This window comes from Ralstonia sp. SA306, assembly GCF_054792405.1.
Map to the genome: position 1 here is coordinate 2343137 of NZ_CP096451.1, position 24256 is coordinate 2367392.

The following is a 24256-nucleotide window of genomic DNA, read 5'->3' on the forward strand; positions in this document are numbered from 1 at the left end:
TAACCCCTTTTTCTGCGTAGGGTGGAAAGTTCCAAACTCAATGACTAGTTGAGCACCGCTTCCTTCAACTGCTTCGATCCCAATGACGCGCCAAACAGGTTGGGATCTTGCGCTCGCCAAGTGCTTGAGCAGAATCTCCCGCAAGGTTGCATCAAGTCCGGGGAGTGTCAGCCAACCCACGCAGTTATCGTCGGAACACTCTGCCCAGGCACGGACTGCGTAGTCGTCGGCGAACTGCCTCCCGAGTTCCTGTCGTACAGGGAAGATCTGCTTCATGGCGGTGAGCTGAAAGCGCGTACTCCGTTCGCGGGAGCATGGCCTCAGATCGTACAGACCGGACCAGTGGCCACGACGGACGACTTACCGGCACCTCTGCTCGCGCCGTTGCGGAACGCCCTGATTGGTCGCACGAGTGGGCTCTTGATGTTCGGTTCGTCGGTCATCACAGACCATTGTGCAATTGACTTGGTGGCCGCATCGCTGGCCCTCGTCAAACATGTTGGCCCAGCGGCGCGCATCATGCCGCGGCACCGCTCCACGCCGGCGAAGGATTGGATGGTGCCCGAGGCGATCTGCCAACGACCTTGCCGTCACCGAAGATGGAATCGAAGCCGCACGAGTGGTTAAGCGACAGCCGCTCTTGCCACTCGCCGGCTTCATCAGTGGTCAGCCGGCGCTGACATTGGTCACAGGAGCATGCAGCCAATTCTTGGACGGTATCCGTCCCTCCCAGGACACAGGCAACGCGTCAGTGCAATTCGAGGCGATCCGCCGTGAGGGGCTCAGAGACTACGGATTGCGTTTTTGAGTCAGGGTGGCCGTCCCGACTTTGGGGCGGGTCGCATAGCTGACGCCGTGCTGCTCCAGGTAGTCGCGAATCAACTGTCGCACCACTTGCGACGGCGTCTGATCTTGCGCCGCGCACAACTTCTCGAAGGACTTCTTCTTCACCGGATCGATCAACACGGTGAGACGCGCAGTCTTGGATTCCATGTGGAGTATCATTGTATGATAATGTCATTATCATTATATACAACCATGCACCAAAGCACAGCCTGAGACGCGCGCTAGGTGCTCCGTCGCCAATTCGCGGGCTGCAGCCAGGCGACCGTGAGCCTGTTTGGAATTCACCGTTTTTTTGAGGATGCATTGGTAGAAGCGACGATCGAGATGACCTGCCGCGTTGGTCTGCAAGGCAGTGGATCTGCGCGGCTGGTACATGCCGCCAGCCAGTTCGATTGCGACATCCTGCTCGTCTGCAACGAGCGCACGGCGAACGCCAAGAATGTCATGGAGGTCATGCGGCTCCCCGCCCGCGCGGGCGCCAAGGTAATGATCCAGGCCGTTGGTCGGGATGACGCCGCCGCAGTGAAAGTCATTGCAGCGCTGCTGAGCGCCCGACTCATTCATACGAACGCTTGATCAAGATCGGCAATTTGACATGTCCTACGGCTCCCTTGACGCCTATGTGAAGTTTCTCGCCGAAGCCCCTAACGACGGGACGCCAACGCTGCTGGAAACTGCGCACGAACTGTCGCTCCATTTTGACGTGCATGGGGTACAGAGCCTCATGTCAAGGCGCGACCCAAACAAGTTGGTGCTCGGCTATACCCGAACGATGATGGGCTTTCTGCTCCTGCAGCCGGCGCCTGCCCGAATCTCCATGATCGGCTTGGGCGGCGGCTCGTTGGCCAAGTACTGTTACCACCACCTTCCCACTACCAAGGTGGCGGCAATCGAGATCGACCCTGCTGTAATCGCTTTGCGCGATACGTTCCACATTCCCCGCGACGACGACCGCTTCGAAGTGATCTGCGCGGACGGTGCCGAGTATGTCAAAGGGCAGGATGCACGACCCGATGTGATTCTGGTCGACGGATTTCTGGCGCATGGCATGGCCGCGCAACTGGGGACTGCAGACTTTTACGCTGCCTGTTACGCGCGCCTTGCCGACGATGGCGTACTGGTTGCCAACTTCCTCGAGAGTGATCGCGATATCCCGTTCTACCTTGAGGAGTTGCACTCGGTATTCGGCGAGTCGTTCTCCGTTTCGACGTCCGAGGACAGCTGCAACTACACGTTGTTCGCTTGGAAGGGGTCGTGGAAACTTCCGGCGCTGGACACGCTGCTCACGCGTGCGCGCACGCTGGAGATGGAGCACGCTCTGAACCTGCGCTTGGCTGCGCGCCGCCTGAAGCAAAGCAAACGGCTCGCGCTGGACCTCGAATTCTGGGAAGAGCGGGCGAGCTTACGGGGCGGCGGCGAACGCCGAATCGACCAGAGCTGAAAGCTCTTGCCACGGAAGTGACCATGCCCATTCGCATATGCCGGGGATCGTGTCCACGATGGACGACAACCTTGTGCTCAGCTACGCCTAGCTACACCGATGCATAGCCAAAAAATCAGGTTTCTTCGCTCACGAATTCCCACATTCGAGTGCACTCCGGGATGTCACGATTGTTGTGGACCTGTGACAACCTCAACGGAGGAGATGTCGAGGCTTCCCGTTAAGAGCGATGCCGAGCGCGACGCTGCGCTGGCAAACCTAAGTTGCCCTCATCTTGATACCAAGGGATGCAGCGTATATTTGGAGCGCCCGTTGATTTGTCGCTTGTTTGGTTCGACTCCAAGGCTTGCCTGTCCGAACGGAAAACGGCCGGACGAAATGATCGATCCGAAAATTGAACAAGAGATTCAGCGCTTCTTTCTTGAGGTGCGTCACGTGCTGGTCTGAGGCAAGGCGACCGCTGCCGATAACAACAGACGCAGGCAATCCGCTATCGTAGGCCGCCCTGCGCAGGAGAGCCAACGCTGGCGGCCAGTAATGAATCGCCCCGGCTTTCCTAGACACCCGCGGGCCGTTGGGAATGGCGTTGTTCGAACTCTACCGGTGGTAGTCCGTTACCCCAGGTTGGGAGTGGCTTCTCACAAGCTCACATAACAGGAGTCGGTTGCGATTAAACCGGCACATCCACCGGATCCACATGGGTCATCAAATTGAGCACGTCGTGGCGTTCCATTACGCGGCGGCGAGCCTCCAGTGCGATGTTGTGGCCCTCGCGCACACTGGCGCGGGCATCGACTTCAAGGTGAGCGTCCACCAGGATCATGTCGCCCATGCGGCGTGTCTTGACGTCGTGTACGCCAAGCACCCCAGGCGTTGCAAGCATGGCTTGGTGGATCGCCTCCACAGTCTCCTCATCGACGGCGCGATCCATCAGGTCGTGCAGGGCTTCCCGGCCGAACTGCCACCCCATGCGGGTCACCATCAGGCCCACGACAAGCGCCGCCACCGGGTCGAGCAGGCGATACCCCAGCACGTTGCCCACAATGCCAAGCGCCACCACCAGCGACGATGCGGCATCCGAACGCGCATGCCAGGCGTTGGCGACCAGCATGCTCGAACGCACCCTTTCGGCCACCGCCAGCATGTAGCGGAACAACAGTTCTTTGGCGGCCAGGGCGCCCAGCGCGACCCATAGACCAATCAGCCGCACCGGCTGGATCGCCTCGACGTGCTCCAGCTTAAGCACCGCGTTCCAGAGCATGCCCACACCCACCGCCAGCAGGAGCAGACCGAGCGCGAGCGAAGCGGCATTCTCGAAGCGTTGATGACCGTAGTGGTGGGTCTGATCCGGCCCCTTCTGGCTATGGTGGCTGGCAAACAGCACCACAAAGTCCGCGATGAGGTCGGACAAGGAGTGGATGGCGTCGGCAATCAGCGCCTGCGAGCCAGCCAGCATGCCAGCCGCCACCTGCGCGACCGTCAGCCCAAGATTGACCGCCACGCTCACAAGGGTGCTGCGCCGGGCGGCGGCCTGCTTGACCACGCTGTCATCAGAATCGGCAGCGATCTCAAGATCGATTTCTTTTGTCTGTTGCATGGGTTATCTGAGCAGTGAGCGTGGGGATGGGGTTCAGGTTGAGCAGTAGCACTCGGTCGATTGCGCAGCCCAGGGCCAATCCATTGAGCATGAGATACGCCGGTGCGACCTTCCACATATAGATGATCTTCGATCCGCGCTGGTGGCCCGTATTCTTCATGGCTTCCATGAAGGGATGAAGTCGCGCATGACCTATTGGTGGATCCCGGACACGCTGGGCTCCAGCGCTGGCCAGATGACGTCGACGCGCAATCCACCGAGACCCGACGAGCGGCCTACCGTAACGCTTGCACCGTGAACTGCCGCGATCCGGCGCACGATTGACCATCCGAGGCCGCTGCCACTCTGTTCCGTTCCGACGACACGAAAAAAACGCTCGCCAAGTCGGTCCTGTTCGGAAGGCGGAAGCCCGGGGCCGCTGTCTTCCACGCTGAGCGCGGCACGTCCGCTTCGGTTCGCTACCGTCACGACGATGTGGGCCTCGGCGGGGCTGTAGCGTATGGCGTTATCGATCAGGTTGCGGGCAAGTGAGGCAAGCAAGGCCCTGTTACCGGTGACCATGCAACACTCCGGGCTCTCCAATTCGATGTGCTGTCGCTTGCCGAGGGCCATTGGCGCAATGTCTGCCATGACTTGCCTTGCCAGTGCGCCAAGGTCAATCGGTTCTATCGACACGCCGGCGTTGGCGTCCAGGCGCGAAAGCAGCAGTAATTGGTCAACCAGATGGGCGGCACGGTCGCACCCTTCCAGCGTTCCGAGCAAGGCATGGCGACGCATGGCGTCGTCTTCGGCGGCCATTGCGACCTGGGCCTGTGCCTTGATCGCGGCAAGCGGCGTGCGTAACTCGTGGGCTGCGTCTGCGGTAAAGCGGCGCTCGGCTTCGATCATGGCCTGAATGCGGACAAAGAGCGCGTTGAGCGCGTCGAGCATGGGCATCATCTCGTCCGGCGCATGGGGCATCCGGACCGGATCAAGCGCTCGCGGGTCGCGCTCAGCAAGCGCGTTGCCCAATTTGCGCAGCGGCAGCATGCCCCGCTTGACCGCCCACCAGACGGCCAAGGCGAGTAACGGCAATGCCAACGCCATCGGCCACAGCATGTTGCGCAGTATCGCTGTCAGGATTGCGGTGCGCGAGTCGATGCGCTCACCAACGTAGACCTGGACGTCCTTATGCACACCCTGCGCTGCAAAGACACGCCAGGCATTGCCCCCGATTCGCACCGTCGCGAATCCGGACGCGGTGTGCTCACCCGGTTTCACCATCGGCTGGTCTGGCGCGTTGGCTGAATGGATGCCCAGTTTCCCTTCGTGAAACACTTGAAAGGCGACCTTGGGCGCGTGGCGATACTGGAGCGGCAGGTCGTGGCTCGGTTCATCGTCTTCGTCGAAGGCCTGCGCGTGCTGCATGGCCAGTAGCGCGCCGGCTTGCGCCAGATGGCTGTCCAGCAGTTGATCAATCTCGTCCTGGGCGTCGTACCACGTGATCAATGCGGTGACGAGCCACAGGCCGGCGACGGCGCCAAGCACCAGAAGCAGCAGCCGACCATGGAGCGAGCGCGGCCGCGTCATGGCGCTTCTGCGTTGTCACGCGGCAGCATATAGCCGACGCCGCGCACGGTCAGGATGAGGTCGCTGCCGAGTTTGGCGCGCAGATGATGGATGTGCACCTCCACTGCGTTGCTTCCAACTTCCTGCCCCCATGTGTACAGGCACTGCTCGAGCTGCTCGCGTGACAGCACGCGCCCTGCGTTCAGCATCAAGGCGTGCAGCAGGTCGAATTCCCGCGTGGACAGCGCAACCGCGCTGCCGTTGCAGAAAACCGTGCGTGACGCCGGCTCAAGCACAATGCCGCGCGCGCGCAGCTGCTCCGTGGGATGTCCATGTGCACGGCGCACCAGCGCGCGAAGTCTCGCACTGAGTTCGTGCAGATCGATGGGCTTGACAATGTAGTCATCGGCGCCGAGATCGAGACCGCGTACGCGATCCGGTATCGCGTCTCGCGCGGTCAGCACCAGGATGGGGACCGCGATGCCCGCGGCGCGCACCTTTCGCAGCACGTCCACACCGTCCATGCGCGGCAACCCAAGATCGAGTATCGCGGCCACGTAGGCGTCCGTGCGCAACTCGCGCCACGCCGCCTCACCGTCACGCACCCAATCGACCAGGAAGCCCTGCTGCTGCAGGCCCGCCCGAATGCCGTCGCCAAGCAGCGAATCATCTTCGACAAGCAGGATGCGCACGGATCAGATCTCCGCTCGATACCGGGTTGGATCAATAGTCGTCTCTGACTGCACCGTGTTGCTTCGCGGATGCTGAGGGTCGGTCAGTGGCCCCAGCCGGCGGCGCGGACTGCCATTGCACCCACCAGAAGCCCAGCACCGCCACCAGCATCAGCACCGCGAGGCTCCACCACGCGCGGCGGATGCCCTCATTCGGCAAGCCCGTCTTGCGTCCGCTGATCATCGCGCCAACCAGATTCTCACGGTGCAGCCAACTGCTGGCGAAGACGGCAAGAACATGAACGCCCACCAGTGCAAGCATTGCGTTGGCGATGCCCTCGTGCAGTTCGCCGAGCCAGTCACCGCCGACATCGTTGTAGGTGGCCCAGCCCGTTCCTGCCAGGCCGCACGCCATCAGCAGCAAGGCGATGATAGCAAGTGCACCAGCGGGGTTGTGGCCAATATGGTGCTCCGGCTGACCGCGCATGATGCTGGTCAAATAGCGGAGTGTGGCGGCGGGGGACCGTATGAAGTTGGAGAACCTGGCATATCGCGTACCCACCATGCCCCACACCAGCCGAAAGCCGACCAGGGCAGCCATCGTGTAGCCGAGTGTGATGTGGACAAGGCGCCACTGCTCACTTTCCGCAGTCAAGTAGGCGCCAAGGAAACTCAGCGCCAGCAGCCAGTGGAACAGACGAGTCGGCGCATCCCAAACCAGGATGCGGCGAGCGATGGAATCGGGTTTCATGGTTTTAGCGTGGGATGCGGACATCGTGTTCATTGAAATTGCCCTGATCCGCCTTGGTATGGCAGGCGACGCAGTTCGAGGCGCTCTTGATGGAGGGCCGGCGCCACACCGCAGCGGGCACTTCGTCGTGGGTGCGTGCAAACCACGCCGAGCGGGTGATACGGTCCTCGGGCGGCGGGGGCATCGACCTCGAGCGATCCGCCGCGTTGGCCGTGAGCCATTGATCAAGCTGCTTGACGGTGGCGGGGTCCAACGACGCATCCGTCCCATAGTGGTGCTGCAGGTTGCCCACAATGCGCTGCCACGAGCTGGCAGGTAGCATGCCCGGCGGATAGGCAATGTGGCAGGACGCGCATTCCTGGCGATACTTGGGCAGCAGCGGTGCTGCGCGCACGCCAGGCCCCTCTTCGGCGGTGGCGAGAAACGACAGCGCCAGGCCCGCGATTGCCAAGCAAGCGCGTGCAGTTGGGCTTGTAACGATGAAATGTCCAGACATTGAGATGCTCCGAATCAGGTCAGGAATTGCGTGGCGTGCTGAACGCTCCTACTTGCCGAGAGTCATCAGCCAACTCAGGATGTCTGCTTTCTCGGCTGCCGTGCACTCACGCCCTACCACGTCGTTGCAGTTGCGCCGAAACCATTTCTCGGTCTTGGCGACATCGGTAAAACGCTCTGGGTTGAATGCCGGAGCCAGCGGCGCGATCGACTTGCCGGTCGCGGCATGCCGGCCGGTTTGCGTTGGCGGATTGCCATGGCAAGAAGCACAGCTCCATTCACGGCCGTGCTTGGATGTAAAAAACTGCTGCCCGCGGGACGGGTCGGAGGGGGTTCCGGCCTGCGCTCGATATTGGTCGAGCAGTTGCGCGGGCGCTTGCGCATTTGCCAGGGGAGCGGCAGCGGCTAGTGCCAACGCCAAGACCGAATGCAGGCGGGCAACAGGAAGAAATTTGGGGGTTGGCATCATGGCCTCTCACGCTGAGGAATGCCTTGATGCTCACGGATTCTTCTTAACGGATTCTTAAGCGATACCCCGGAAACCATTTCAGTGGCCAGATCAAGGATCGGCCCGCTTGCATGGATTTCCTATCGATAGGTTTCGGATGCGGTGTGGCAAAGGCCGAGCGACGAAGGGGCCCTCACCCCGAGGCCCCGCTCGTTGCGCCCCAAGCAGCTGCCGGTACCGGAGTCAGTCAGTAAGGAGAGCGCCAGCGCGGTCATTCCGCCCGGCTTGCCTCGGCATTCCCGCCCGTCACGGGAATGCGTCAATCGGTTTTTATTGGCTGTAGCCCCGCCGCTCTATGGCAGCTAGTACGTCCCACGTTTGCGGATCGACATCGCGGCCCCCGAGCGACATCGATACGTATGCATCAATCGCATCCACAAAGCCTTTGATGAATGCCGGCGGGAACGCGTGCGTGGAGAGGTGTTGAAGCTGCTCGCGCAGCATGCCCGGGCGACATTGTCCGTGTGAGCGCATGGCGGTGCGCGTGCGCTTGAGATACGCCTGCGCTGCGATTGCGCCGTTCAGGTAGGTGCGGTTCTTGGTGAGCGTGCCTCCATCAGACGACGTGGGCGCGTGCGTGGGTGGTTCGGGTGGAGATGGATAAGACGCGGGGCGGTGCCCGCTTGGACCATTTGGCATAGAGCCTCCAGAGGTGGTTGGAGGCCCGCCAACTCGTCGCTACACGGGGGTGGCGGGCCCGACGGCGGGGGTAGCGAACCGGTTCTCTGGAGCACCGGCAGACCCGAAGGTCTCCCCACCCGGCCCGCCCTTGAAAGCGCGCGAGTGTCTGCCGGCGAATCGCTGAGCGATTGCCGTCCAGAGGCACTGCATAGATCAGGTCGCTACACCCGGCTGCCGTTGGTGCGGCAGCGGCTGAATTATAGCGAGGGGGGCGGCGGCAAAAGTTGGATTATTGATTCGCCCTGGGCGCCGGGCTGAATCTCACGTTCCACCCTCAAACACTGGAGCTTCACCCTCAAACACTGGAGCTTCACCCTCAGACACTGGAGCTTCACCCTCAAACACTGGAGCTCCACCCTCAATGAGTCGAACGTCAGGGTCAAACACTGAAACGTCACTGTCTGACGGTCGCGTTTTCGGCCTCAAACACTGGAATCTCACTGTTTGAGGGTAAAGCTCCAGTGTCTGAGGGTCGAGCTTCACTCTTCAACACTCGAACTCCACGGTCTGAGCCTCGCGCTCTGCCCCACCGCGGATGCCCAAGCACGAGCGGCGTTTAAGCCCCACCGAGTTCATCAGCTCGCTCACCCTTGGCTTCTCGATCCGCTAGAACCGGTATCCAACGTTCAGGCTGAAGACGACAGGCTTCACGTTGATCTCCGTCTTGTTGACGGCCAGCACCTGGCCTTCCTGGCTTCGGAGCGTGATGGTCGATGTGGTTTTGAGCGGCAGATAGGCGACGGTGCCGACAAGCGTCCAGTTCTTGGCAAACTCGTACGACGCGCCAATGTTGGCAACCGGCGCCCACGAACTGGAGGTGGCTGCCGACACCTTGGCGGGGCCGGTGGGAATCTGGCCCATGCCCAACTGAAGGACTTGGCCGAGGTTCTGCATGGCGCTGACGAAATTCGAGTTCAGGCGCAGTTGGGTGAAGAAGTTGTAGCTGACGCCCGCACCGATGAACGGGCGCAGCTTGCTCTGCGCGGTTCCAAAGTAGTACTGCCCAATGAGCGCCGGGTTCCACGCACGGGCAGATGCAACGGGGTTGTTCTTAGGCAGCCCCAGATCGATGAGCGTGAGGTTCCCAAGTCCCGGCACCGGCGCGACGACCTTGCCACGACCGTAGATGTTCGTGGTGGGTGGGATGCCCCCGACCGCAGTAACAGCCCAGTTGTCGTTGATGAAATATGTCTGCGTGAGCGACAGCGTGGTGGAGCTGCCCGTCTTGGCACTGGTGCCGGGCGACTCATAGCTACCCAGGCCAAGCGCGCTGGTTGAGGTAGACAGCGGCGTTGACGAATCCGTGGGATGAATATGAAGCACCCCAACCGAGAGCACGTTGCGCCCGCGTATGTATCGGTCAAAGAAGCTGGCATCACTGCTGGGCGGGTCTTCGTTTGATTGCGCATGTGCCAAGGGGGCTGCCATTGCGATGGCGGCCGCCACGGCAAAAAAAGAACGAGCGGGGGCGAAGCGCAGAGTGAAGTGCGCCATGGTGTGTCTCCTGTTTTGGAATCGTTGTATTGGCTAAGGCAAGCTGGGGCGTGACGGACTAGGGAGGCGCGCCTCCGTCTGGCGAGATGGAAAACGAAAACGGGAATCGGCCGAGCACGGCTGCAACGCTGTCGTGCAGGGCTGGGTCACTCAGGCCGGCACGTACCAGGATGCCGGTGGTCTTGTCTTCATCCAGCACGAGGTGCACACCCTCGATGCCTGCGTCGCGCAGCGCGCAGTGCAAGGCATCGGCGGCTTCTATTCGCTTCAGCGCGGGCTTGAAGATCTTGCCCACCGCCGTGAGCGGTATGGCATCCACGATGTGAATCTGCTTTGGCTGCGCAGCGCGCTCAAGGATGGCTTCGCGCACGAAGTCCGCAAGTTCTTCGCGGCTGGCCGTGGCGCCGGGCTTGAGCTGGACGTACGCCACTGGCAGTTCGCCCGCATGCGCATCCGGTCGCCCGATGGCTGCCGCAATCTGGACAGCCGGGTGCCGATGCAGCGGCTCCTCAATGGTGGCCGGATCGATGTTGTGGCCACCGCGGATGATGAGTTCCTTCTTTCTGCCGGTCAGCCAGAAATAGCCATCGTGATCCATGCGGCCGAGATCACCGGTGTTGAGCCACGCCCGGCCATCGCCCAGGTCAATCCACAAGCCCTTGTTGTGCTCGGGCTGCACGTAGCCGCCAAAGACGTTTGGCCCCGAGATGACCAGGACCCCAGGTTCGTCCGTAACGCAATCGCGCACATAACGGCCGTCTTCGCCGAGCACCACGGCCTTCATGAGCTGGCCGGGCACACGCAGGCCAATGGAGCCGAGCCGCCGGTCGCCCAGCGGTGGGTTGACGCTGCTCACGCACGTGCCTTCGGTCAGGCCGTAGCCCTCCAGAATCTTGACGCCGGTACGCTGCTGGAATGTGCGGAACACCTCGACCGGCATCGGCGCAGCGCCGCACAGGCCGTATTCCAGCGAACTGACGTCGCGCTTGCCCACGGGCACATCAAGCAACGCCGCATAGAGCGTGGGCACGGCGCTGAAGAAGTTGATGCGGTGGCGCTCAACGATTTCCCAGAAGCGCGCGACCACGCCCTCACCGCGATACCCCTGGGGCGTGCCGAGCACCACGTGCGCGCCCTTGGAAAACGGAAGAAGGCCCGTCGCCAGCACCGCGTTCACATGAAACAACGGCAACCCGCAGAAGATCGTCTTGCCAGGCCCCACGCTGTTGCCAAGGAATTGGCCGGCCGCCCACGCATTGGCCACCTCGTTGCCGTGGCAGCGCATGGCAATCTTGGGTAGACCCGTGGTGCCGCCCGTGCAGAAATACGAAGACGTATCCCCTGCCTTGAAGACGCGCGGATAGGCGAGCGTTGCACCGGATTCGCGCGCCATCGCCCTGCCGAAATCGTGCAGGTGGATATATCTGGGCACGGCTGCGCGAACACCGTCCCGGCCGAGCAGCCGTGTGCATTCCCTACGCTGCACGAGCCGCGCCATCCAGCCCTTGGGCCCGCGCACACGATCAGCCAGATTGACGAGCACGAGATGCTCGAGCGATGCCACATCGCCCAGAATGCGCTGCACCTTGGGCCACAGATCGGTTCCGGGAAACGGCGCCAGCGTGACCAGCACACGCGCGCCGGCGGCCTTCAGCAGATCGGCAATGGCGGGGGCTTCGAGCAACGGATTGATGGCGCAGACCGTGCCTGCGGCCTCCCCACCCCAGATCACGAAATGCGTTTCCGGCAGATTCGGCAGCACGTAGGCGACCACCTCATCCCGGCGAATGCCGAGCCGCGTGAACAGGTTGGCGGTGCGCGTGATGTCTCGCACAAGCTCGCGATACGTCCACGTTTCGGCCTTGCGATGATCTGATGCACGCAAGAAGAACGACAGCGCTGGGGCAGACGGGTTGATGGCCGCGCCGCGCCGGATCATCTCGTACGTGCTGGTTGGCAGATCCGCCGGCACTCCCCTCGCTTCAATGGCGAGGATGTCGCTCTGGTTTGCGATGCCGTTCATGCTGCGTCTTCCACTACGCGGTTGCGCTGCGTGCCCAGGTCGATCTCGCTGTCGGCACTGAAGATGCGCGATTCGACGATGTCGCCGGGCTTCAGATACTGCGGGCGCGCCGCCTGCACCTTCATGAACATCCGCCACTTGGTGGCCTCCGGCAACAGCGCGGCGATGCGCTGCTTGGCTGGTGACGGAACGCTCAGCGCGCAGCCGGCGGGTGTGCCCGTGGCGATCAGGTCGCCGGTGTGCAGATCATGAACGCCCGACAACTCGGTCAAGGTTTCGGCGGGCCCGTGAACCAGGTTGGCGGTGCAATCGCTCTGCCGCGTCACGCCGTTGACGGTCAGCCTGAGTTGCAGGTCGCGCAGCCGGCCAAAGTCGCGCGGCTGCAGCAGGCACAGATACGGGCCTACCGGGCCGAACGTGCGATAGCTCTTGCCCTTGTAGAACTGCATCTGCGGAATCTGGATGTCGCGCGCCGAGTAGTCGTTGACGATGACGATGCCGGCTACGTACTCATGCAAGTTGGCGTCCGTTACCGACTGGCGCGTTGTTACCTCGCGTTTCATGACGAGGCCCAGTTCGATCTCGTAGTCGAGAAACTGCACGTGACGAGGCCGCACGAGATCCGATGTGGCCGGAACAATGCAGCCCGGTGCCTTGGTGAACACCATGTTGAAGTGCTTGGCGTCCGGATTCATGCCCGACTCGATCATGTGCTGCCGATAGTTCGCACCCAGGCAAACGAACTGCTGGTTGCGCGTGACCGGCGAGAGGATCTCAACCTCCGACACGTTGATGGCCGAGCCGGCCAACACCGACAGCGCCTCCACCGTGTTGGACTGGAGAAACGCGGAGGTGGTCGGAAACTCGCCCAGAATGGGCGTGATCATGCCGGCGCGGATCACTCCCCACTGGGCGCGACCCTGGTACCGGTAATGCAGAACATTCAATGCCATGGCGTATCGGGGCTGTCGGTAAATGAGGGGGTTACGCGAAAAGCTTGGCCAGCGTGCGCAGCTTGCCGACTGTCAGGTCGGGGCTGTTCCGCAGGTTCCTTAGCAGGGCCACCAGCTTGGACAGGGAGAGCTTGGGCTTCGTAAAGCTGCGCGGCATGACGGGGCCCCATTGCGACATCGCCTCTCGGCTTACGGCATGGATGCCGGTCGGCTGGTCGGCGGTGAACATGTCACCGTCGCAGTAGTGTTCGTGCTTGTCGCCCCACGGGTCTTGCCAGTAATCGAAGATCTGGCTGCCCAGGATGTGCCGGCCGATACCCCATGCGTGTTTCCAGCCGTGCTCGCGCAGAATGCGTTGCCCCATGCCGATGGCATCGGCGTCGATCACTTCAAAGGCACTGTGGCTGTAGACCGGCGCGAAGCCCTGGGCGAGTGCCAGCGTGTGGTGATCGGCAGGCGTAGCGCCCAGGTCAAGCCGCATGAATGCCACCGCCGGCGAGCCATCGGGCAGCACCTGCACATCGCTGGGAATGAAGCCGAAGTGCTGCGTGTACCAGGCGCTCGTGGCTTGGTAGTCGGCCACTTCCAACACGACGTGGCCCAGGCGGATGACCTCCTGCGGCCTGGCCTGAACGCGCTGCGTGTCATTCACACGAACAATGCTGTCGGCCGTGTTGAGCGCCATGGCCGTACGATGCGGCAGCGTGCCGCTGGGCGCCTGGCCCCACACGGCATCCACGCGAAAACCGGACGGGTCACGCAAGCGCACGCACAGTCCGCCGCCCGGTGCAGTGATTGGCTCCACGCCAGATGCGCGCGGCAGGCGGGCGAGCGCTTCCAGGTCTTTGCTGTCGGCAACACGCAAACCGAATCCGACAAAGCGGTCTGTGTCTGCCTTGTTCACCATGTAACAGAACGGGGCTGTACTGGTGCCGCGCATGAACAGCCGCTCGCCGTCGCGCCCCACGGTGTGCAGGCCGAAGTCGGTCAGGAATTGCTCTGCCTTGGTCAGGTCAGGCCGTTCGAAGATTAGGTAAGCCAGTTCGAGCGCCTTGGTGGTCGGGTTCGGGTGGCGTGCAGGTTGGGCTGTCGTGAGTTTCATGGTGAGACCTCAAGCGGCGCGTGCGACGGGGGCCAGGGAAGACGCCTGCCCGGCAGATGCGCCGAGCAATGCGAGGCTTTCTCGGACAAGGCGGACGGCGTCCCGTGCCGGGCCGTCATGGACGATGGTGCGATCGGGGCGGATGACGGCAGCCCAGCCAAAGGGCACGGAGCGCGGCAGGAAAACACCTTCTAGGTCTTCCCAGTGCTCGCCTGGCGCAACATGCAGGCGTTGGCCCCGATGCGTGATCTGGACCACCTTGCCGCCCGCCGCTGCAAACGCTTTGGCGGTGTCGGCATCCAGTTGTGTGCTGAGGTCATGGCCAAAGCCGATCAACGCGAGCCCGGCGCCAAACACTTCATCGCTCAGTCGCGTCGTGCCATCGCGGCCGCGCACCCAGCCCTGGGCGAGCACGGCGCCACGGCGCAAGCGCGAGCCGCCCTTCCCCGTAACGAACAGACCCCGTGCAAACGCGTTTTTCGGCTTGATGCCGAGCTCCTCAAGCTGGGTACGCAGCGGCGGAACCAGGCGCACAAGGCGCATGAGCCCATGCGTGATCAACGCGACGCCGGCGTTGCGCGGCATCACCAGCTTGCCCATGAACTTCGCGAGGTTGATCATCGCCTTCGCATGCGGGCGGCGTTCACGGTCGTACGAATCCAGGATGCCCGGTGCCGCGCGGCCATGGACCACCCATGCCAGCTTCCAGCAGAGATTGGCGACATCCCGCAGGCCGGCCACCAGCCCTTGTCCGACGAAGGGCGGCGTGATGTGCGCGGCATCTCCGGCAAGAAAGACGCGCCCCTTGCTGAACGTATCGACCACGCGTGCATGGAAGCGATAAACGGCCTTGCGCTCGATGACGATATCGTCGACGTTGCACCAGGGCTTGAGCAATGTGCGGATGCGTTCGTCCGATTCCATTTCGGCGCGCGTTTCACCGGGGCTCAGCATGAACTCCCAGCGTTCGCGCCCGCCCGGGGCCGTCATGTGCGGCGTCGGGCGGCGATGGTTGCAGAGGAACTCAACGTGGTCGATCGGGCGCGGCACGTTGCGCGCATCGACGATGAGCCAGTCTTCGGCAAAGGTCTTCCCCTTGAAAGCCTGTCCGATCAACCCGCGCACCACGGAGCTGGCGCCGTCTGCGCCGATGACGTAGCGCGCACGCACGCGTTGCGTCTGTCCGCCGGCCACTGCGACTGAAGCCACAACGTGGTCTTCGGAGGCTTCCAGCCCCATGAACTCCGCGCCCAACGCGATGTGTACGCCGTCGTACTGCTGGAGTTGGCGCCGCAGGCTGCGCTCCAGATCGGGCTGGTAGAACGTGACGAGCTTCGGGTGCCCGTCTGCGCCGCCGAGCGTATTCACGCGCGCGAATTCGCCAAACACCGGCGAGCGCATGCGCACAAACGGGATCGCGATGGTGTCGAGCTCGCGCTCGCCAATGCCCGCCAACTGCAGGATGCGCAGCGCCTCGTTATCCAGCGCGATGGCGCGAGGCGCCATGAAGATCTCCGTGGATTTCTCCACGACCAACACCCGTACGCCGTATCTGGCCAGCAGGTTTGCAGCCATGGCACCCACGGGGCCAAAACCCACTACCAGCACATCGACTGCAGAAGGCAAATCGGGGGCGGGGGCGCACTGGGGCGCGAACGGAAGCGCTTCCTGCGCCTCTTGTACAGCTGTCTCCACGCGAACTCCTGTTCTTGTATCGCCCGTGCATCGGGCGTTTTCGATATTCAAATCATAACTGATACTTTTGTCAACTTTGATCAGGTTAAACTCTAACGCCGCTTCATCGACTCGATCCCATGCCCCGCACTCCCACTTCCCGCGCCGCCAAGGCCATCAAATCCGCCACAGCGGCCGCAACGGCTACGCCGGCGGCCACCGCCGTTGAAGAAAAGGAGCCGCGCGGGGCCCGTCGCAAACGCGAGACACGGTCGCGCCTGTTAGAGGCGGCGCTCAAGTTGATGGCCGAGAAAGGAATGGAGGGCGTTGCGATCAACGAGATCACCGAGGCCGCGGATGTCGGCTTTGGCTCGTTCTACAACCACTTCGAATCGAAGGAAGCGATCTACCTGGCGCTGACGGACTGGGTGTTCGAAGAGTTTGCGGACACGCTGGATCGGATTGCCGAGGGTCTTGCCGACCCGGCCGAAGTGATCGCCGTATCCGTGCGGCACACGCTGCTGCGCGCGCGACGGGAGCCTGTGTGGGGACAGTTCCTGATTCGCGAAGGATTCTCGCCTCGCATCCTCAGCCGTGGGCTTGGCCAGCGGCTGCTTCGCGACATTGGGCGGGGCGTTGCGGCACGTCGGTTTGACGCACCCGATCCACTGATGAGCCTGATTTCCGTTGGCGGCACTGTTCTCGCCGCCGTGGCTGTGGGCGTGCAGATCGACGCGCAATCGGAGCCGGCGGCCACGCTGCTGAAAGGCCTCACCGACGGCAAGAGCGATTTTCCGGAGCGTGCGGCGTCGGCACTGCTGCGCATGCTCGGGTTGGACCACGCCGAGGCGGAAGACATTGCGCATCGCCCATTGCCGAAAATGAGCGGAGACACCGAAGCGCTATAACCGCATCCCTATGCTCCAGAATGGAGATAGGCCGCCAACTCTTCGGGCTCGCCCGTCGGAAATGCGTCTTTGAGGTGGTCGAGAAAAGCGGAAACACGGGCGCTGAGCAAACGCCTGGAAGGATAAAGCGCCCATAGCGCGATTTCGGGGCCGTCCACCTCACCCCAATGCACCAACGTGCCGGCCTCCAGATCGTGGGCCACGAGCGACACCGGCAGGCACGCTGCGCCCACGCCAAGACGGACTGTGTCGCGCACCATGATCAGCGACGACAGGTGTGCGACGGGCTTGATCGCTATGCGCGACTTTCCCTCCGGTCCGGTGATATCCCAGGCGGTGCTTCCAGCGCCAGGGCCGCGAAGGACGGCCGGCGCAACGGCCTTACCTGATGGCCGCTCCAGTTCCGGCTTTGCCACGACAACGAGGCGGTCACGCAAGAACACGCGCCCGATCAGACTTTCGTCCGGGTCCGGGTTGACTCGGATCACGAGGTCATAGCCCTCCTCGATCATGTCGACGCCACGGTCTTCGGTCGTCACCTCCAACTGCACCTCGGGATATTTCAACGCGAACGTGGCAACCAGCTTGCCCATGGCAATTTGGGAAAAGAGCATCGGCGCGCTGATGCGCAGACGCCCGCGTGGCCGCTCGCTTCCTGACGCAATTGCCGCGGCGCTCTCGGCAATCTCGGTGAGCAGCGCGCCGGTACGCTCGTAAAGCGCATGTCCCTCCTGCGTGAGCTTGAGCCCGCGGGGCCCGCGCTCAAACAGCCGAAGATCGAGACTGCCCTCCAGCTCCGAGACCCTGCGAGACAGCGTGGCCTTCGGACGCCCGGTCGCGCGCGCGGCCTCGCCAAAGCTTCCATGCCGGGCAACCAGGTTGAAATCGGCAAGCGCAAGCAAATCCATGTGTTCCACCAGTGAGATACCCTGTCTATTTATAGCATCTTCCGGACCACAGATGGATCACCTACCTTAGCTGGGAACCCAACCCACTCAAGGAGTGAACATCATGACCATCCTCGTTACTGGTGCTACCGGCCGCGTCGGCCGCCAAGTCGTCAATCAGCTCGTCAATCGCGGTGCGAACGTGCGCGCGCTGGTTCGCGACCCGTCGAAAGCCGACTTCCCGGCCAGCGTGAATGTCGTGCAGGGCGACATGCTGGATCTCGAATCGCTTCGGCGTGCCTTCATCGGTGTCCGGACACTGTTCCTGCTCAACGCGGTTGCTGGGGACGAATTCACCCAGGCGCTCATTGCGCTGAACGTTGCCCGCGAATCCGGCGTTGAGCGCGTCGTCTATCTGTCGGTCATGCACGCCGAGCGCTTCGTGAACGTGCCGCACTTTGCGGTGAAGTCCGGCGCAGAACGCATGATCGAGCAGATGGGCTTCAGCGCCACCATCCTGCGTCCGGCTTACTTCATGGACAACGAGCACATGGTCAAGGACGTCATCGTCAACCATGGCGTCTACCCAATGCCGATCGGCAGCAAGGGGGTCGCCATGGTCAACACGCGCGATATCGCAGAAGTGGCGGCCATCGAACTGATCCGCCGGGACACGGCACCGGGCAAGCTGCCGATCGAGACCATCAACCTGGTGGGCCCCGACACGCTGACGGGCCCTGAACTGGCCTCCATCTGGTCACAGACCCTTGGCCGCCCCGTCGTCTACGGCGGCGACGATCCAACCGGTTTCGAGAACAACGCGGCGAACTTCCTGCCCAAATGGATGGCCTATGAGATGCGCCTGATGGCCGAGCGTTATGTCAGCGATGGCATGGTTCCGCAGGCCGGCGATGTTGAGCGTCTGACCAGCATCCTGGGCCGACCGCTGGGCTCGTATCGTGAGTTCGCCGCCGCGCTCGCCGGCTAAGCCGCATGCAGGCGTGGCGGGCATCTCGGCCGAATTGGAAAGGCCTGCAATAAAAGCCGCTCGTCGGACTGCAGTTTTTCTGTCTTGTGCCGATTACCAGCGGGGATGGCGTGCTACGCACACATCAATACCGCCTCCAGATCGACCGCACTCTGTCTCGCCAAACAGGCAGACGTGCGGTCTGTCGTCGCGCCCAAGACCACGACATGCCTCTTCGCCCATTCGCCCGACGGCTGGCCACATCGGCAGGCCAACATCCTTTTGTTGTTGGGGCGGTGGGAACGCTGCTGACATTGATTGTCCTGGCAATCAGTGTACTGACGCTGTGGGCCAACCGTGAAACGGCCATCGAGCACGCTCACGAAACCTCGAGGAATGTCGCGGCCGTTCTGGCAAGCCACATCTCGCGCACCGTTGAATCGGCAGATCAGTCGCTGCAGACGCTGATCGCCGCACTCGACAAACCCAGCATCCGACACCTCGATCCGGAGATCCGGCACGATCTGCTGTTCAGCCCGACAGCCTCTGCCCGGTATGTCACGGGCATGGGCGTCACAGACGACAAGGGCCGGCTCATCGACGGTTGCTGTTCTGTGACACACCACTGGGATTTCAGCGACCGCGATTACTTCATCGTCCATCGCGACCACGCAAACGTTGGCCTCTACACGTCCGCCGTCTATAAGGCGCGCTCACGCGCAGGCGTGGAGGCCATTGCGCTGAGCCGAAGGATGAACCGCGCCGACGGGACGTTCGCGGGCACCGCATTGGTCGCGATCGATCTCGATTACTTCAAGCAGCTTCTTGAGAAGCTGGATGTCGGGCCGCGCGGCATCACGGCCATCGTTCGCACCGACGGAACGCTGGTGGCGAGAAATCCGCCGCCCGGCGCAGCCCGCGCGCTCAATCTCAGCAAATCGTTGACGTTCCCGCGCATGGTGAATCAGGAGTCCGGCTTCTACGTAGCACCGTCGGCCAGCGACGGCGTGCTGCGCCTCTATACGTTTCAACGTGTACCGGGCACACCCTTCATCGCCGTGGTGGCTCCGGCAATGAGCGATGCACTTGCGCCCTGGCAACGGCTGTCGTGGATCGTCGGGTTGTCGTCGCTGTCGGTCAGCCTTGCCTTCTGTGCAGGTGTCTGGCTCCTGGCTTTTGCGCTGCGGGGCCGCGTGATGGCTGAAAACCACCTGCGCGAGCTTACGCAAACCGACCCGCTGACCGGCCTGAAGAACAGGCGCGCACTGGATGTCGCACTGGAGAACGAGTGGGACCGCCTGCAACGGAATGACAGTCGCCTATCCGTGCTCTTTGTCGATGCCGATCACTTCAAACGCTACAACGACGAGCACGGGCATGCCCAGGGCGACTCCGCGCTCCAGTACCTCGCCAACTGCATTTCCAAGCATGCGCGTCGACGCGGCGACCTCGCAGCCCGATACGGCGGTGAAGAGTTCGTGGTGTTGTTGCCAGACACGGGCGAAGCCGGTGCCAGGCGAATCGCTGAAGCGATACGCGCCGAAGTCGAAGAAAACCGCACCGCAATCGGGAGCTCTGGCTTGGCTCCCTTCACAGTAAGCGTCGGTTGCGCTACGGGGCGCCGCTCGAGCTTCCCGTCGCTGGATGCGTTGACCAAGGCCGCGGACGATGCGCTCTACGAGGCCAAGCGCAAGGGGAGAAACCGCGTTGACTACGCGACAACTGCGTAGCCTCGCAAACAGGGTGTGCTCGCGGCATATAGCCCGCGAGCAGCCCCGCATAAGCGCCGCGCCCGGTTATTGCAGCGTGGCCCCGCCCCCGCCGAGATACAGACCGAGCAGGCGCGCAAACTGGCCACCGTCGGTGTTGATCGTCGTCTGGTACGTACCGCCCGAGCCGAAGACGACCGCGAAGGTATGGCCGTCGCCGTATTCCTGTGTGTTGCGCAGCATGTAGTCGACGCGGTTATCGCGATAGTGCTGGTTGGTGCCGCCCGGCGTGCTGGACGGCACACCCAGCGGCGTCTGCCACCACAGAATGGGCAACCCATTGCCCAGTGCGGTCCGATAGTCCAGGTAGCTGCTTTGCGACTGATGGAAATTCGGCGTGTTGATGTTGGCCTCGTCCCAGTAGAACGTGCCGCTGCGGCCCGTGCATTCCGACACCGTGGCGGCTTCGAGGCAGCCGGCGTCACGGTCGCTGGTCTGGGCGACGATGAAGTCGGCCTGGTGCGCACCGGCGGCACGCATTTCCCCCGCAACCGCTGTCGGCGATCCCGACCAGAACGCCGGTGGGAAGCCGATCAACGTCTTGGGAGCGATCTGGCGAGCCATCTGCACCAGACACTGCCCGAGGCCGGCGGCTGTGTTGGGCAGGCTGCTGCATTCGGGCTGGCTGTTCACCACCGCGGCCATCTGCGTCGGATCATGGTTCGGTGCCTGCGCCCATACGTAGCCCCAGAAGTCGGGCTCGAGGTTGACCAGCACGGGCGCATTCAGGGCGGCAATGCGTTGATACATCAAGCGCGCCTGGCTCCAGTACGTGTTCATGAACGTTGCATCGTTGATGCCGCTCAGGTTGCCGTCACCGTTCTGCGCCATTTGGTAGAAGGTGAACATCGGCGTTGCGCCATAGGCCTGGGCGGCCTGCGCGCTGTACGTGATGTAGGCGCCGTCGGGGCTGTTCCAGTAGGGCCATGAGCCGGGTCCCGCGCCTACGAGGTAGACGTCGATGATGTCAGGACGAATGCCCTGGCTTTGCATGTCCGAAATCGACTGACCCGACCCGAGCCCGACGAGCACGCGCGAAGGCTTGCCCAACTTGGCGACGAGCGCGGCGCTGGCTGACAGGCTGGATGTGCTGCCGCCGGTGGTTCCACCTCCAGTTCCGCCGCCATTTCCACCGGTCTGGCCACCAGTGGTGCCTCCGTTGGTGCCGCCTTGCGTTCCAGTGCCGCTGCCTGTCGTGCTACTGCCCTGCGTGCTATCGGACCCGCCGCCGCAGCCAAATAGCGCGAACGCAATCGCGGCGACGGCAATCCATCGTTGAGAAAACACGGTCATCAAAAAATCCTTGAAAGAAAAGATGCATCGGATTGCCGGGGCCCTCCATCGGGCCCGTGGCAATCAACTCGCCATGAGCGATGCGATCTGGGCAGCGCTGAGCGCGCCGCGATAGATGCGGAAATCATCGATCCGGCCGTTGAACGTCGGGTCTGTGCTGTATTGCGATTTGCCCAGCCAGTTCTGTGTGGTGCTCTCCAGGCGGAACGGTGCCTGGAACATGGCTGTGTTGGTGCTGACGGCCGCACCGTTCACGTACAGCGTGCCGGTGGAGCCTGATAGCGTCACGGCAACATGCACCCATTGCTTGCTGGGCAGCTCGGTGGGGGCGTCAATGATCTGTTCCGGCGGGCCATCGCCGGGGCCATTGGCCGTCATGGCGAAGCGTATGCCAGCCCAGCCGCTTCGCAACTGCGCGCGGGGCGTCAACATCAGGTAGCGGTGAAAGCCCGTTCCGAAGTCGAACAGGCGGGCCCATGTTTGCGAGCCATTCCAGAACACCCACGCTGCGATGGTGAAGTCCGACACGTCGACCAGAAGGTCGTTTGGCAACGCCACGTAGCCACCCGAGCCGTTAAGCGAGACCGCGTTGCTGCTGCGACCTGCGCCCCATGCCGCACCATTGAGCGTGCCGTTGCGCCCGTTGCCGGAGCGATCGGCTGCGGTGGTGCCGCTGCCCTCATCGAAGGCGAGATGCGTGAGCAGCTGCACCGCCGTGATGGCCTTCACCTCGTTGGAGACAGCCGATTCACCACCAATCGTTTGCGCTGTCACGACATAAAAATACGTGCCGGCAGCGGGCGGCGTATCGGTATAGGTCAGCAGATCGGTGATTCCGCTGCGGATGGTGGTGTACGGGCCACCGGCCATCGTCGCGCGCTTGACGTTGTAGCTGGTGGCGTTGCTGGTGCCCCACCACGACAACACAACCTTGCCCGCGCTGGCATAGCCCGTGAGGCCGCTCGGCGCCGCAGCGGGTGTTCCAGGGTCGAGCGTGCACGTGAGCGTGCCATAGCCAAGCTGATCGAAGCCGCCACTGTTGGGGCCGTAGTTGCCGCCACCGCCTTCCGGCGCCACGAGGTCAGCCGCGCGCTTCGTGTAAGGCGCCGCCAGGCCTTTCCGGTTGATGTAATGGTTGGCCACCAGCGCCCAGCACGGGCGGCCCAAAGCACCGCCCTGCCCACCGGTGGAGAACTGCGTCTGGATGACGCCGGCGCTGTTCTGGTACGTGACAAAGGGCACCGAATAGAACGTGCCGTCCGGCTGTGTCAGGTTGGCCTTGGCGACGTACTCGGCGCCCGCCAGGAAGCGGTTGTTGTCATAGCCGTACAGATCGATGCCCTGGTTCCAGGCCATCTCGCAAATGGCGCCCGTCAAGGCAATGCCGAGCGTGGTGTGGCCCTGATCGCGGCCGGCTTCCTGCCATTGTCCGAGGTTGCCGGGGTGCATGTAGTACACGGCCTGCCGGATACAGCCGTTGCTGCCCCCCGTCTTGAAATGGGTGATGGCCTCGTTGACGAGATCGGCATCGTCACACAGCACCCCAATGGCCAGAATGCACGCGATGTTGGACAGGCCCCAGTTGGCCCAGTAGTGCGTGTCCATGGCGGTGTCGATACGCGTCAGGAAAGCATGACTGACAGGGTAGAAAACCTTGCGCATCATCGACTGGAACGCGGCCAGGCCAGCCGGGCTCCAGCCGCTGTAGCTGCGCATGATTTCGGCCGCGTTGGCGAACTCGTAGCCGTAGATGCCAGCGGCCAGCGCCACGTCACTGCCGCCCAGCGTTGTCAGCGTCGAGGCCCACTGGTCGAGATATTCGATGGCTTTATCGGCGTATTGCTTGTCGTCCGACACTTTCCAGCGCAGCGCGTCGCCGTAGGCAGCGGCGATGTCGTGGTAGAGCGTGCCGTAGTTCTGACCATGTGTCGGGTCATTGCCCCGGTAGATGGCGACTTGCGGATTCGGCTTGTTCGTCAGGCGAGTGTGGCCATTCGCAACCAGCACGTTCCAGCTATCGATCCAAGGGGACGCATGCGCCCCCACCTTGGTGCGCATGCGCGCGAAATCCGCTTCGGTATGCAGCAGGCCGGGATGCGTGAAACTCTGGATCTGCACGGTGCCCGCGGGCGGCGCGACGGGCGTCTTGTTGATCGGGGAGCCCGGCGCGGTGGTGCTCCCGCCTGTCGTTGTCGCAGGGGCGACGCTCGCAGCTTCGGCATCATCGCCCCCGCCCCCGCAACCGGCCAGCAGCGAGGCTCCCAGCCCCATCACGAAGTGTCGGCGCGAAATTTTCGTGATGCTGCCCGGCTGGCAAACCGCTTCCAACAGCGGCTCCCCTGGCACCTGCTTGTTGCTCATACACCCTCCCAACTTTTTTGTTGTCGTCAAACCGTGCGCAAGGCTGCACGAACCATGCCACACCCCCTACGAAAGAGGGGTGACGGGGCGTGGTGCGACATGTGACACGAAGCGTCGGTGCAGTTCAATGCATTGGCAGGTTTGATGAGCTTTTTTGATAAAGCGCGCGTGCGCTTTCCGACATGGTTCCTTGCGCAAATGGGGGCATCATCGTGACAGCAGCATCGCTTCCGTCCTTCTCCGCCCCGTGTCACCCCGTGATAAATCGCGCAAAATGCTGCGCATCT

Annotated in this window: 22 protein-coding genes; 6 read left to right on the top strand and 16 right to left on the bottom strand. The window is 62.8% G+C overall.

Annotation, left to right across the window (positions count from 1 at the left end; all coding sequences use genetic code 11):
- Nucleotides 1–789: 789 nt before the first annotated feature.
- Entirely contained in the window at nt 790–993 is a 204-nt protein-coding gene (locus tag M1D44_RS11215) for a ribbon-helix-helix protein, CopG family (protein ID WP_024976466.1), read from the bottom strand.
- A gap of 117 nt (nt 994–1110) precedes the next feature.
- Between M1D44_RS11215 and M1D44_RS11220 the strand changes: the two genes are divergently transcribed.
- From M1D44_RS11220 to M1D44_RS11230, 3 genes are all read left to right on the top strand, one after another.
- Nucleotides 1111–1422 carry an HPr family phosphocarrier protein gene (locus M1D44_RS11220; protein ID WP_235193177.1) on the top strand — a complete coding sequence of 104 codons (312 nt, stop codon included), beginning with the start codon at nt 1111–1113 and terminating at the stop codon, nt 1420–1422.
- Nucleotides 1423–1441: 19 nt separating this feature from the next.
- Nucleotides 1442–2287, top strand: a complete 846-nt coding sequence (locus tag M1D44_RS11225) for a fused MFS/spermidine synthase (RefSeq protein WP_316853216.1) — start codon at nt 1442–1444, stop codon at nt 2285–2287.
- Nucleotides 2288–2386: 99 nt separating this feature from the next.
- Nucleotides 2387–2734 (top strand): YkgJ family cysteine cluster protein, encoded by a 348-nt coding sequence (locus tag M1D44_RS11230; RefSeq protein ID WP_080693663.1) that lies wholly within the window; start codon nt 2387–2389, stop codon nt 2732–2734.
- A 223-nt stretch (nt 2735–2957) separates the two neighbouring features.
- Here the strand turns inward: M1D44_RS11230 and M1D44_RS11235 are convergent, their stop codons facing one another.
- The 12 genes from M1D44_RS11235 to M1D44_RS11290 all read right to left on the bottom strand — a co-directional run bounded on the left by M1D44_RS11235 (nt 2958) and on the right by M1D44_RS11290 (nt 15805).
- A complete protein-coding gene (locus M1D44_RS11235) occupies nt 2958–3884 on the bottom strand; it encodes a cation diffusion facilitator family transporter (RefSeq protein WP_024976469.1) in 927 nt (308 codons plus the stop codon).
- Between the two features lie 192 nt (nt 3885–4076).
- Nucleotides 4077–5453: an ATP-binding protein gene (locus M1D44_RS11240; RefSeq protein WP_024976470.1), complete on the bottom strand. Its 1377-nt coding sequence runs from the start codon at nt 5451–5453 to the stop codon at nt 4077–4079.
- Nucleotides 5450–6124, bottom strand: a complete 675-nt coding sequence (locus M1D44_RS11245; RefSeq protein WP_024976471.1) for a response regulator — start codon at nt 6122–6124, stop codon at nt 5450–5452. The genes M1D44_RS11240 and M1D44_RS11245 overlap by 4 nt, the downstream gene beginning before the upstream one ends.
- Before the next feature lie 31 nt (nt 6125–6155).
- Nucleotides 6156–6887 carry a cytochrome b/b6 domain-containing protein gene (locus M1D44_RS11250; RefSeq protein WP_112185666.1) on the bottom strand — a complete coding sequence of 244 codons (732 nt, stop codon included), beginning with the start codon at nt 6885–6887 and terminating at the stop codon, nt 6156–6158.
- Nucleotides 6859–7350 (bottom strand): diheme cytochrome c, encoded by a 492-nt coding sequence (locus tag M1D44_RS11255; RefSeq protein WP_112185668.1) that lies wholly within the window; start codon nt 7348–7350, stop codon nt 6859–6861. Before M1D44_RS11255 ends, M1D44_RS11250 begins: the two co-directional genes overlap by 29 nt.
- A 48-nt stretch (nt 7351–7398) precedes the next feature.
- Entirely contained in the window at nt 7399–7815 is a 417-nt protein-coding gene (locus M1D44_RS11260; protein WP_112186025.1) for a DUF1924 domain-containing protein, read from the bottom strand.
- A 312-nt stretch (nt 7816–8127) separates the two neighbouring features.
- Entirely contained in the window at nt 8128–8496 is a 369-nt protein-coding gene (locus tag M1D44_RS11265) for a hypothetical protein (protein WP_316853215.1), read from the bottom strand.
- Between the two features lie 648 nt (nt 8497–9144).
- On the bottom strand, nt 9145–10032 hold the full coding sequence (locus M1D44_RS11270; RefSeq protein WP_112185672.1) for an OmpW/AlkL family protein: 888 nt from the start codon (nt 10030–10032) through the stop codon (nt 9145–9147).
- A 58-nt stretch (nt 10033–10090) separates the two neighbouring features.
- Complete coding sequence (locus M1D44_RS11275) at nt 10091–12055, bottom strand: acyl-CoA synthetase (RefSeq protein WP_316853214.1); 1965 nt, start codon at nt 12053–12055, stop codon at nt 10091–10093.
- Nucleotides 12052–13008, bottom strand: a complete 957-nt coding sequence (locus tag M1D44_RS11280; protein ID WP_316853213.1) for a fumarylacetoacetate hydrolase family protein — start codon at nt 13006–13008, stop codon at nt 12052–12054. Before M1D44_RS11280 ends, M1D44_RS11275 begins: the two co-directional genes overlap by 4 nt.
- A gap of 31 nt (nt 13009–13039) precedes the next feature.
- Complete coding sequence (locus M1D44_RS11285; RefSeq protein WP_316853212.1) at nt 13040–14110, bottom strand: VOC family protein; 1071 nt, start codon at nt 14108–14110, stop codon at nt 13040–13042.
- A 9-nt stretch (nt 14111–14119) separates the two neighbouring features.
- Nucleotides 14120–15805, bottom strand: a complete 1686-nt coding sequence (locus M1D44_RS11290; protein ID WP_428984651.1) for a bifunctional 3-(3-hydroxy-phenyl)propionate/3-hydroxycinnamic acid hydroxylase — start codon at nt 15803–15805, stop codon at nt 14120–14122.
- Nucleotides 15806–15924: 119 nt separating this feature from the next.
- Here M1D44_RS11290 and M1D44_RS11295 point away from each other — a divergent pair, with 119 nt between their 5' ends.
- Complete coding sequence (locus M1D44_RS11295; RefSeq protein ID WP_112185682.1) at nt 15925–16692, top strand: TetR/AcrR family transcriptional regulator; 768 nt, start codon at nt 15925–15927, stop codon at nt 16690–16692.
- 8 nt (nt 16693–16700) lie between these two features.
- On the opposite strand, the gene M1D44_RS11300 is transcribed toward M1D44_RS11295, so the two are convergent.
- Nucleotides 16701–17600 carry a LysR family transcriptional regulator gene (locus tag M1D44_RS11300; RefSeq protein WP_316853211.1) on the bottom strand — a complete coding sequence of 300 codons (900 nt, stop codon included), beginning with the start codon at nt 17598–17600 and terminating at the stop codon, nt 16701–16703.
- 103 nt (nt 17601–17703) lie between these two features.
- Here M1D44_RS11300 and M1D44_RS11305 point away from each other — a divergent pair, with 103 nt between their 5' ends.
- Nucleotides 17704–18567, top strand: a complete 864-nt coding sequence (locus M1D44_RS11305; protein WP_024976477.1) for an SDR family oxidoreductase — start codon at nt 17704–17706, stop codon at nt 18565–18567.
- A 206-nt stretch (nt 18568–18773) separates the two neighbouring features.
- Nucleotides 18774–20276 (top strand): GGDEF domain-containing protein, encoded by a 1503-nt coding sequence (locus tag M1D44_RS11310; protein WP_024976478.1) that lies wholly within the window; start codon nt 18774–18776, stop codon nt 20274–20276.
- A 66-nt stretch (nt 20277–20342) separates the two neighbouring features.
- Here the strand turns inward: M1D44_RS11310 and M1D44_RS11315 are convergent, their stop codons facing one another.
- Both M1D44_RS11315 and M1D44_RS11320 read right to left on the bottom strand, forming a co-directional pair.
- Nucleotides 20343–21608 (bottom strand): hypothetical protein, encoded by a 1266-nt coding sequence (locus M1D44_RS11315; protein WP_051541464.1) that lies wholly within the window; start codon nt 21606–21608, stop codon nt 20343–20345.
- Between the two features lie 63 nt (nt 21609–21671).
- A complete protein-coding gene (locus tag M1D44_RS11320; RefSeq protein ID WP_024976480.1) occupies nt 21672–23969 on the bottom strand; it encodes a LamG-like jellyroll fold domain-containing protein in 2298 nt (765 codons plus the stop codon).
- Nucleotides 23970–24256: the final 287 nt, after the last annotated feature.

Excerpts from the sequence above, each read along its gene's own strand:
- M1D44_RS11215 (WP_024976466.1), bottom strand. The coding sequence starts at position 993 with ATGGAATCCAAGACTGCGCGTCTCACCGTGTTGATCGATCCGGTGAAG.
- M1D44_RS11225 (WP_316853216.1), top strand. The coding sequence starts at position 1,442 with ATGTCCTACGGCTCCCTTGACGCCTATGTGAAGTTTCTCGCCGAAGCC.
- M1D44_RS11230 (WP_080693663.1), top strand. The coding sequence starts at position 2,387 with ATGCATAGCCAAAAAATCAGGTTTCTTCGCTCACGAATTCCCACATTC.
- M1D44_RS11235 (WP_024976469.1), bottom strand. The coding sequence starts at position 3,884 with ATGCAACAGACAAAAGAAATCGATCTTGAGATCGCTGCCGATTCTGAT.
- M1D44_RS11240 (WP_024976470.1), bottom strand. The coding sequence starts at position 5,453 with ATGACGCGGCCGCGCTCGCTCCATGGTCGGCTGCTGCTTCTGGTGCTT.
- M1D44_RS11250 (WP_112185666.1), bottom strand. The coding sequence starts at position 6,887 with ATGAACACGATGTCCGCATCCCACGCTAAAACCATGAAACCCGATTCC.
- M1D44_RS11255 (WP_112185668.1), bottom strand. The coding sequence starts at position 7,350 with ATGTCTGGACATTTCATCGTTACAAGCCCAACTGCACGCGCTTGCTTG.
- M1D44_RS11260 (WP_112186025.1), bottom strand. The coding sequence starts at position 7,815 with ATGCCAACCCCCAAATTTCTTCCTGTTGCCCGCCTGCATTCGGTCTTG.
- M1D44_RS11265 (WP_316853215.1), bottom strand. The coding sequence starts at position 8,496 with ATGCCAAATGGTCCAAGCGGGCACCGCCCCGCGTCTTATCCATCTCCA.
- M1D44_RS11270 (WP_112185672.1), bottom strand. The coding sequence starts at position 10,032 with ATGGCGCACTTCACTCTGCGCTTCGCCCCCGCTCGTTCTTTTTTTGCC.
- M1D44_RS11275 (WP_316853214.1), bottom strand. The coding sequence starts at position 12,055 with ATGAACGGCATCGCAAACCAGAGCGACATCCTCGCCATTGAAGCGAGG.
- M1D44_RS11280 (WP_316853213.1), bottom strand. The coding sequence starts at position 13,008 with ATGGCATTGAATGTTCTGCATTACCGGTACCAGGGTCGCGCCCAGTGG.
- M1D44_RS11285 (WP_316853212.1), bottom strand. The coding sequence starts at position 14,110 with ATGAAACTCACGACAGCCCAACCTGCACGCCACCCGAACCCGACCACC.
- M1D44_RS11295 (WP_112185682.1), top strand. The coding sequence starts at position 15,925 with ATGCCCCGCACTCCCACTTCCCGCGCCGCCAAGGCCATCAAATCCGCC.
- M1D44_RS11300 (WP_316853211.1), bottom strand. The coding sequence starts at position 17,600 with ATGGATTTGCTTGCGCTTGCCGATTTCAACCTGGTTGCCCGGCATGGA.
- M1D44_RS11305 (WP_024976477.1), top strand. The coding sequence starts at position 17,704 with ATGACCATCCTCGTTACTGGTGCTACCGGCCGCGTCGGCCGCCAAGTC.
- M1D44_RS11310 (WP_024976478.1), top strand. The coding sequence starts at position 18,774 with ATGCCTCTTCGCCCATTCGCCCGACGGCTGGCCACATCGGCAGGCCAA.
- M1D44_RS11315 (WP_051541464.1), bottom strand. The coding sequence starts at position 21,608 with ATGACCGTGTTTTCTCAACGATGGATTGCCGTCGCCGCGATTGCGTTC.
- M1D44_RS11320 (WP_024976480.1), bottom strand. The coding sequence starts at position 23,969 with ATGAGCAACAAGCAGGTGCCAGGGGAGCCGCTGTTGGAAGCGGTTTGC.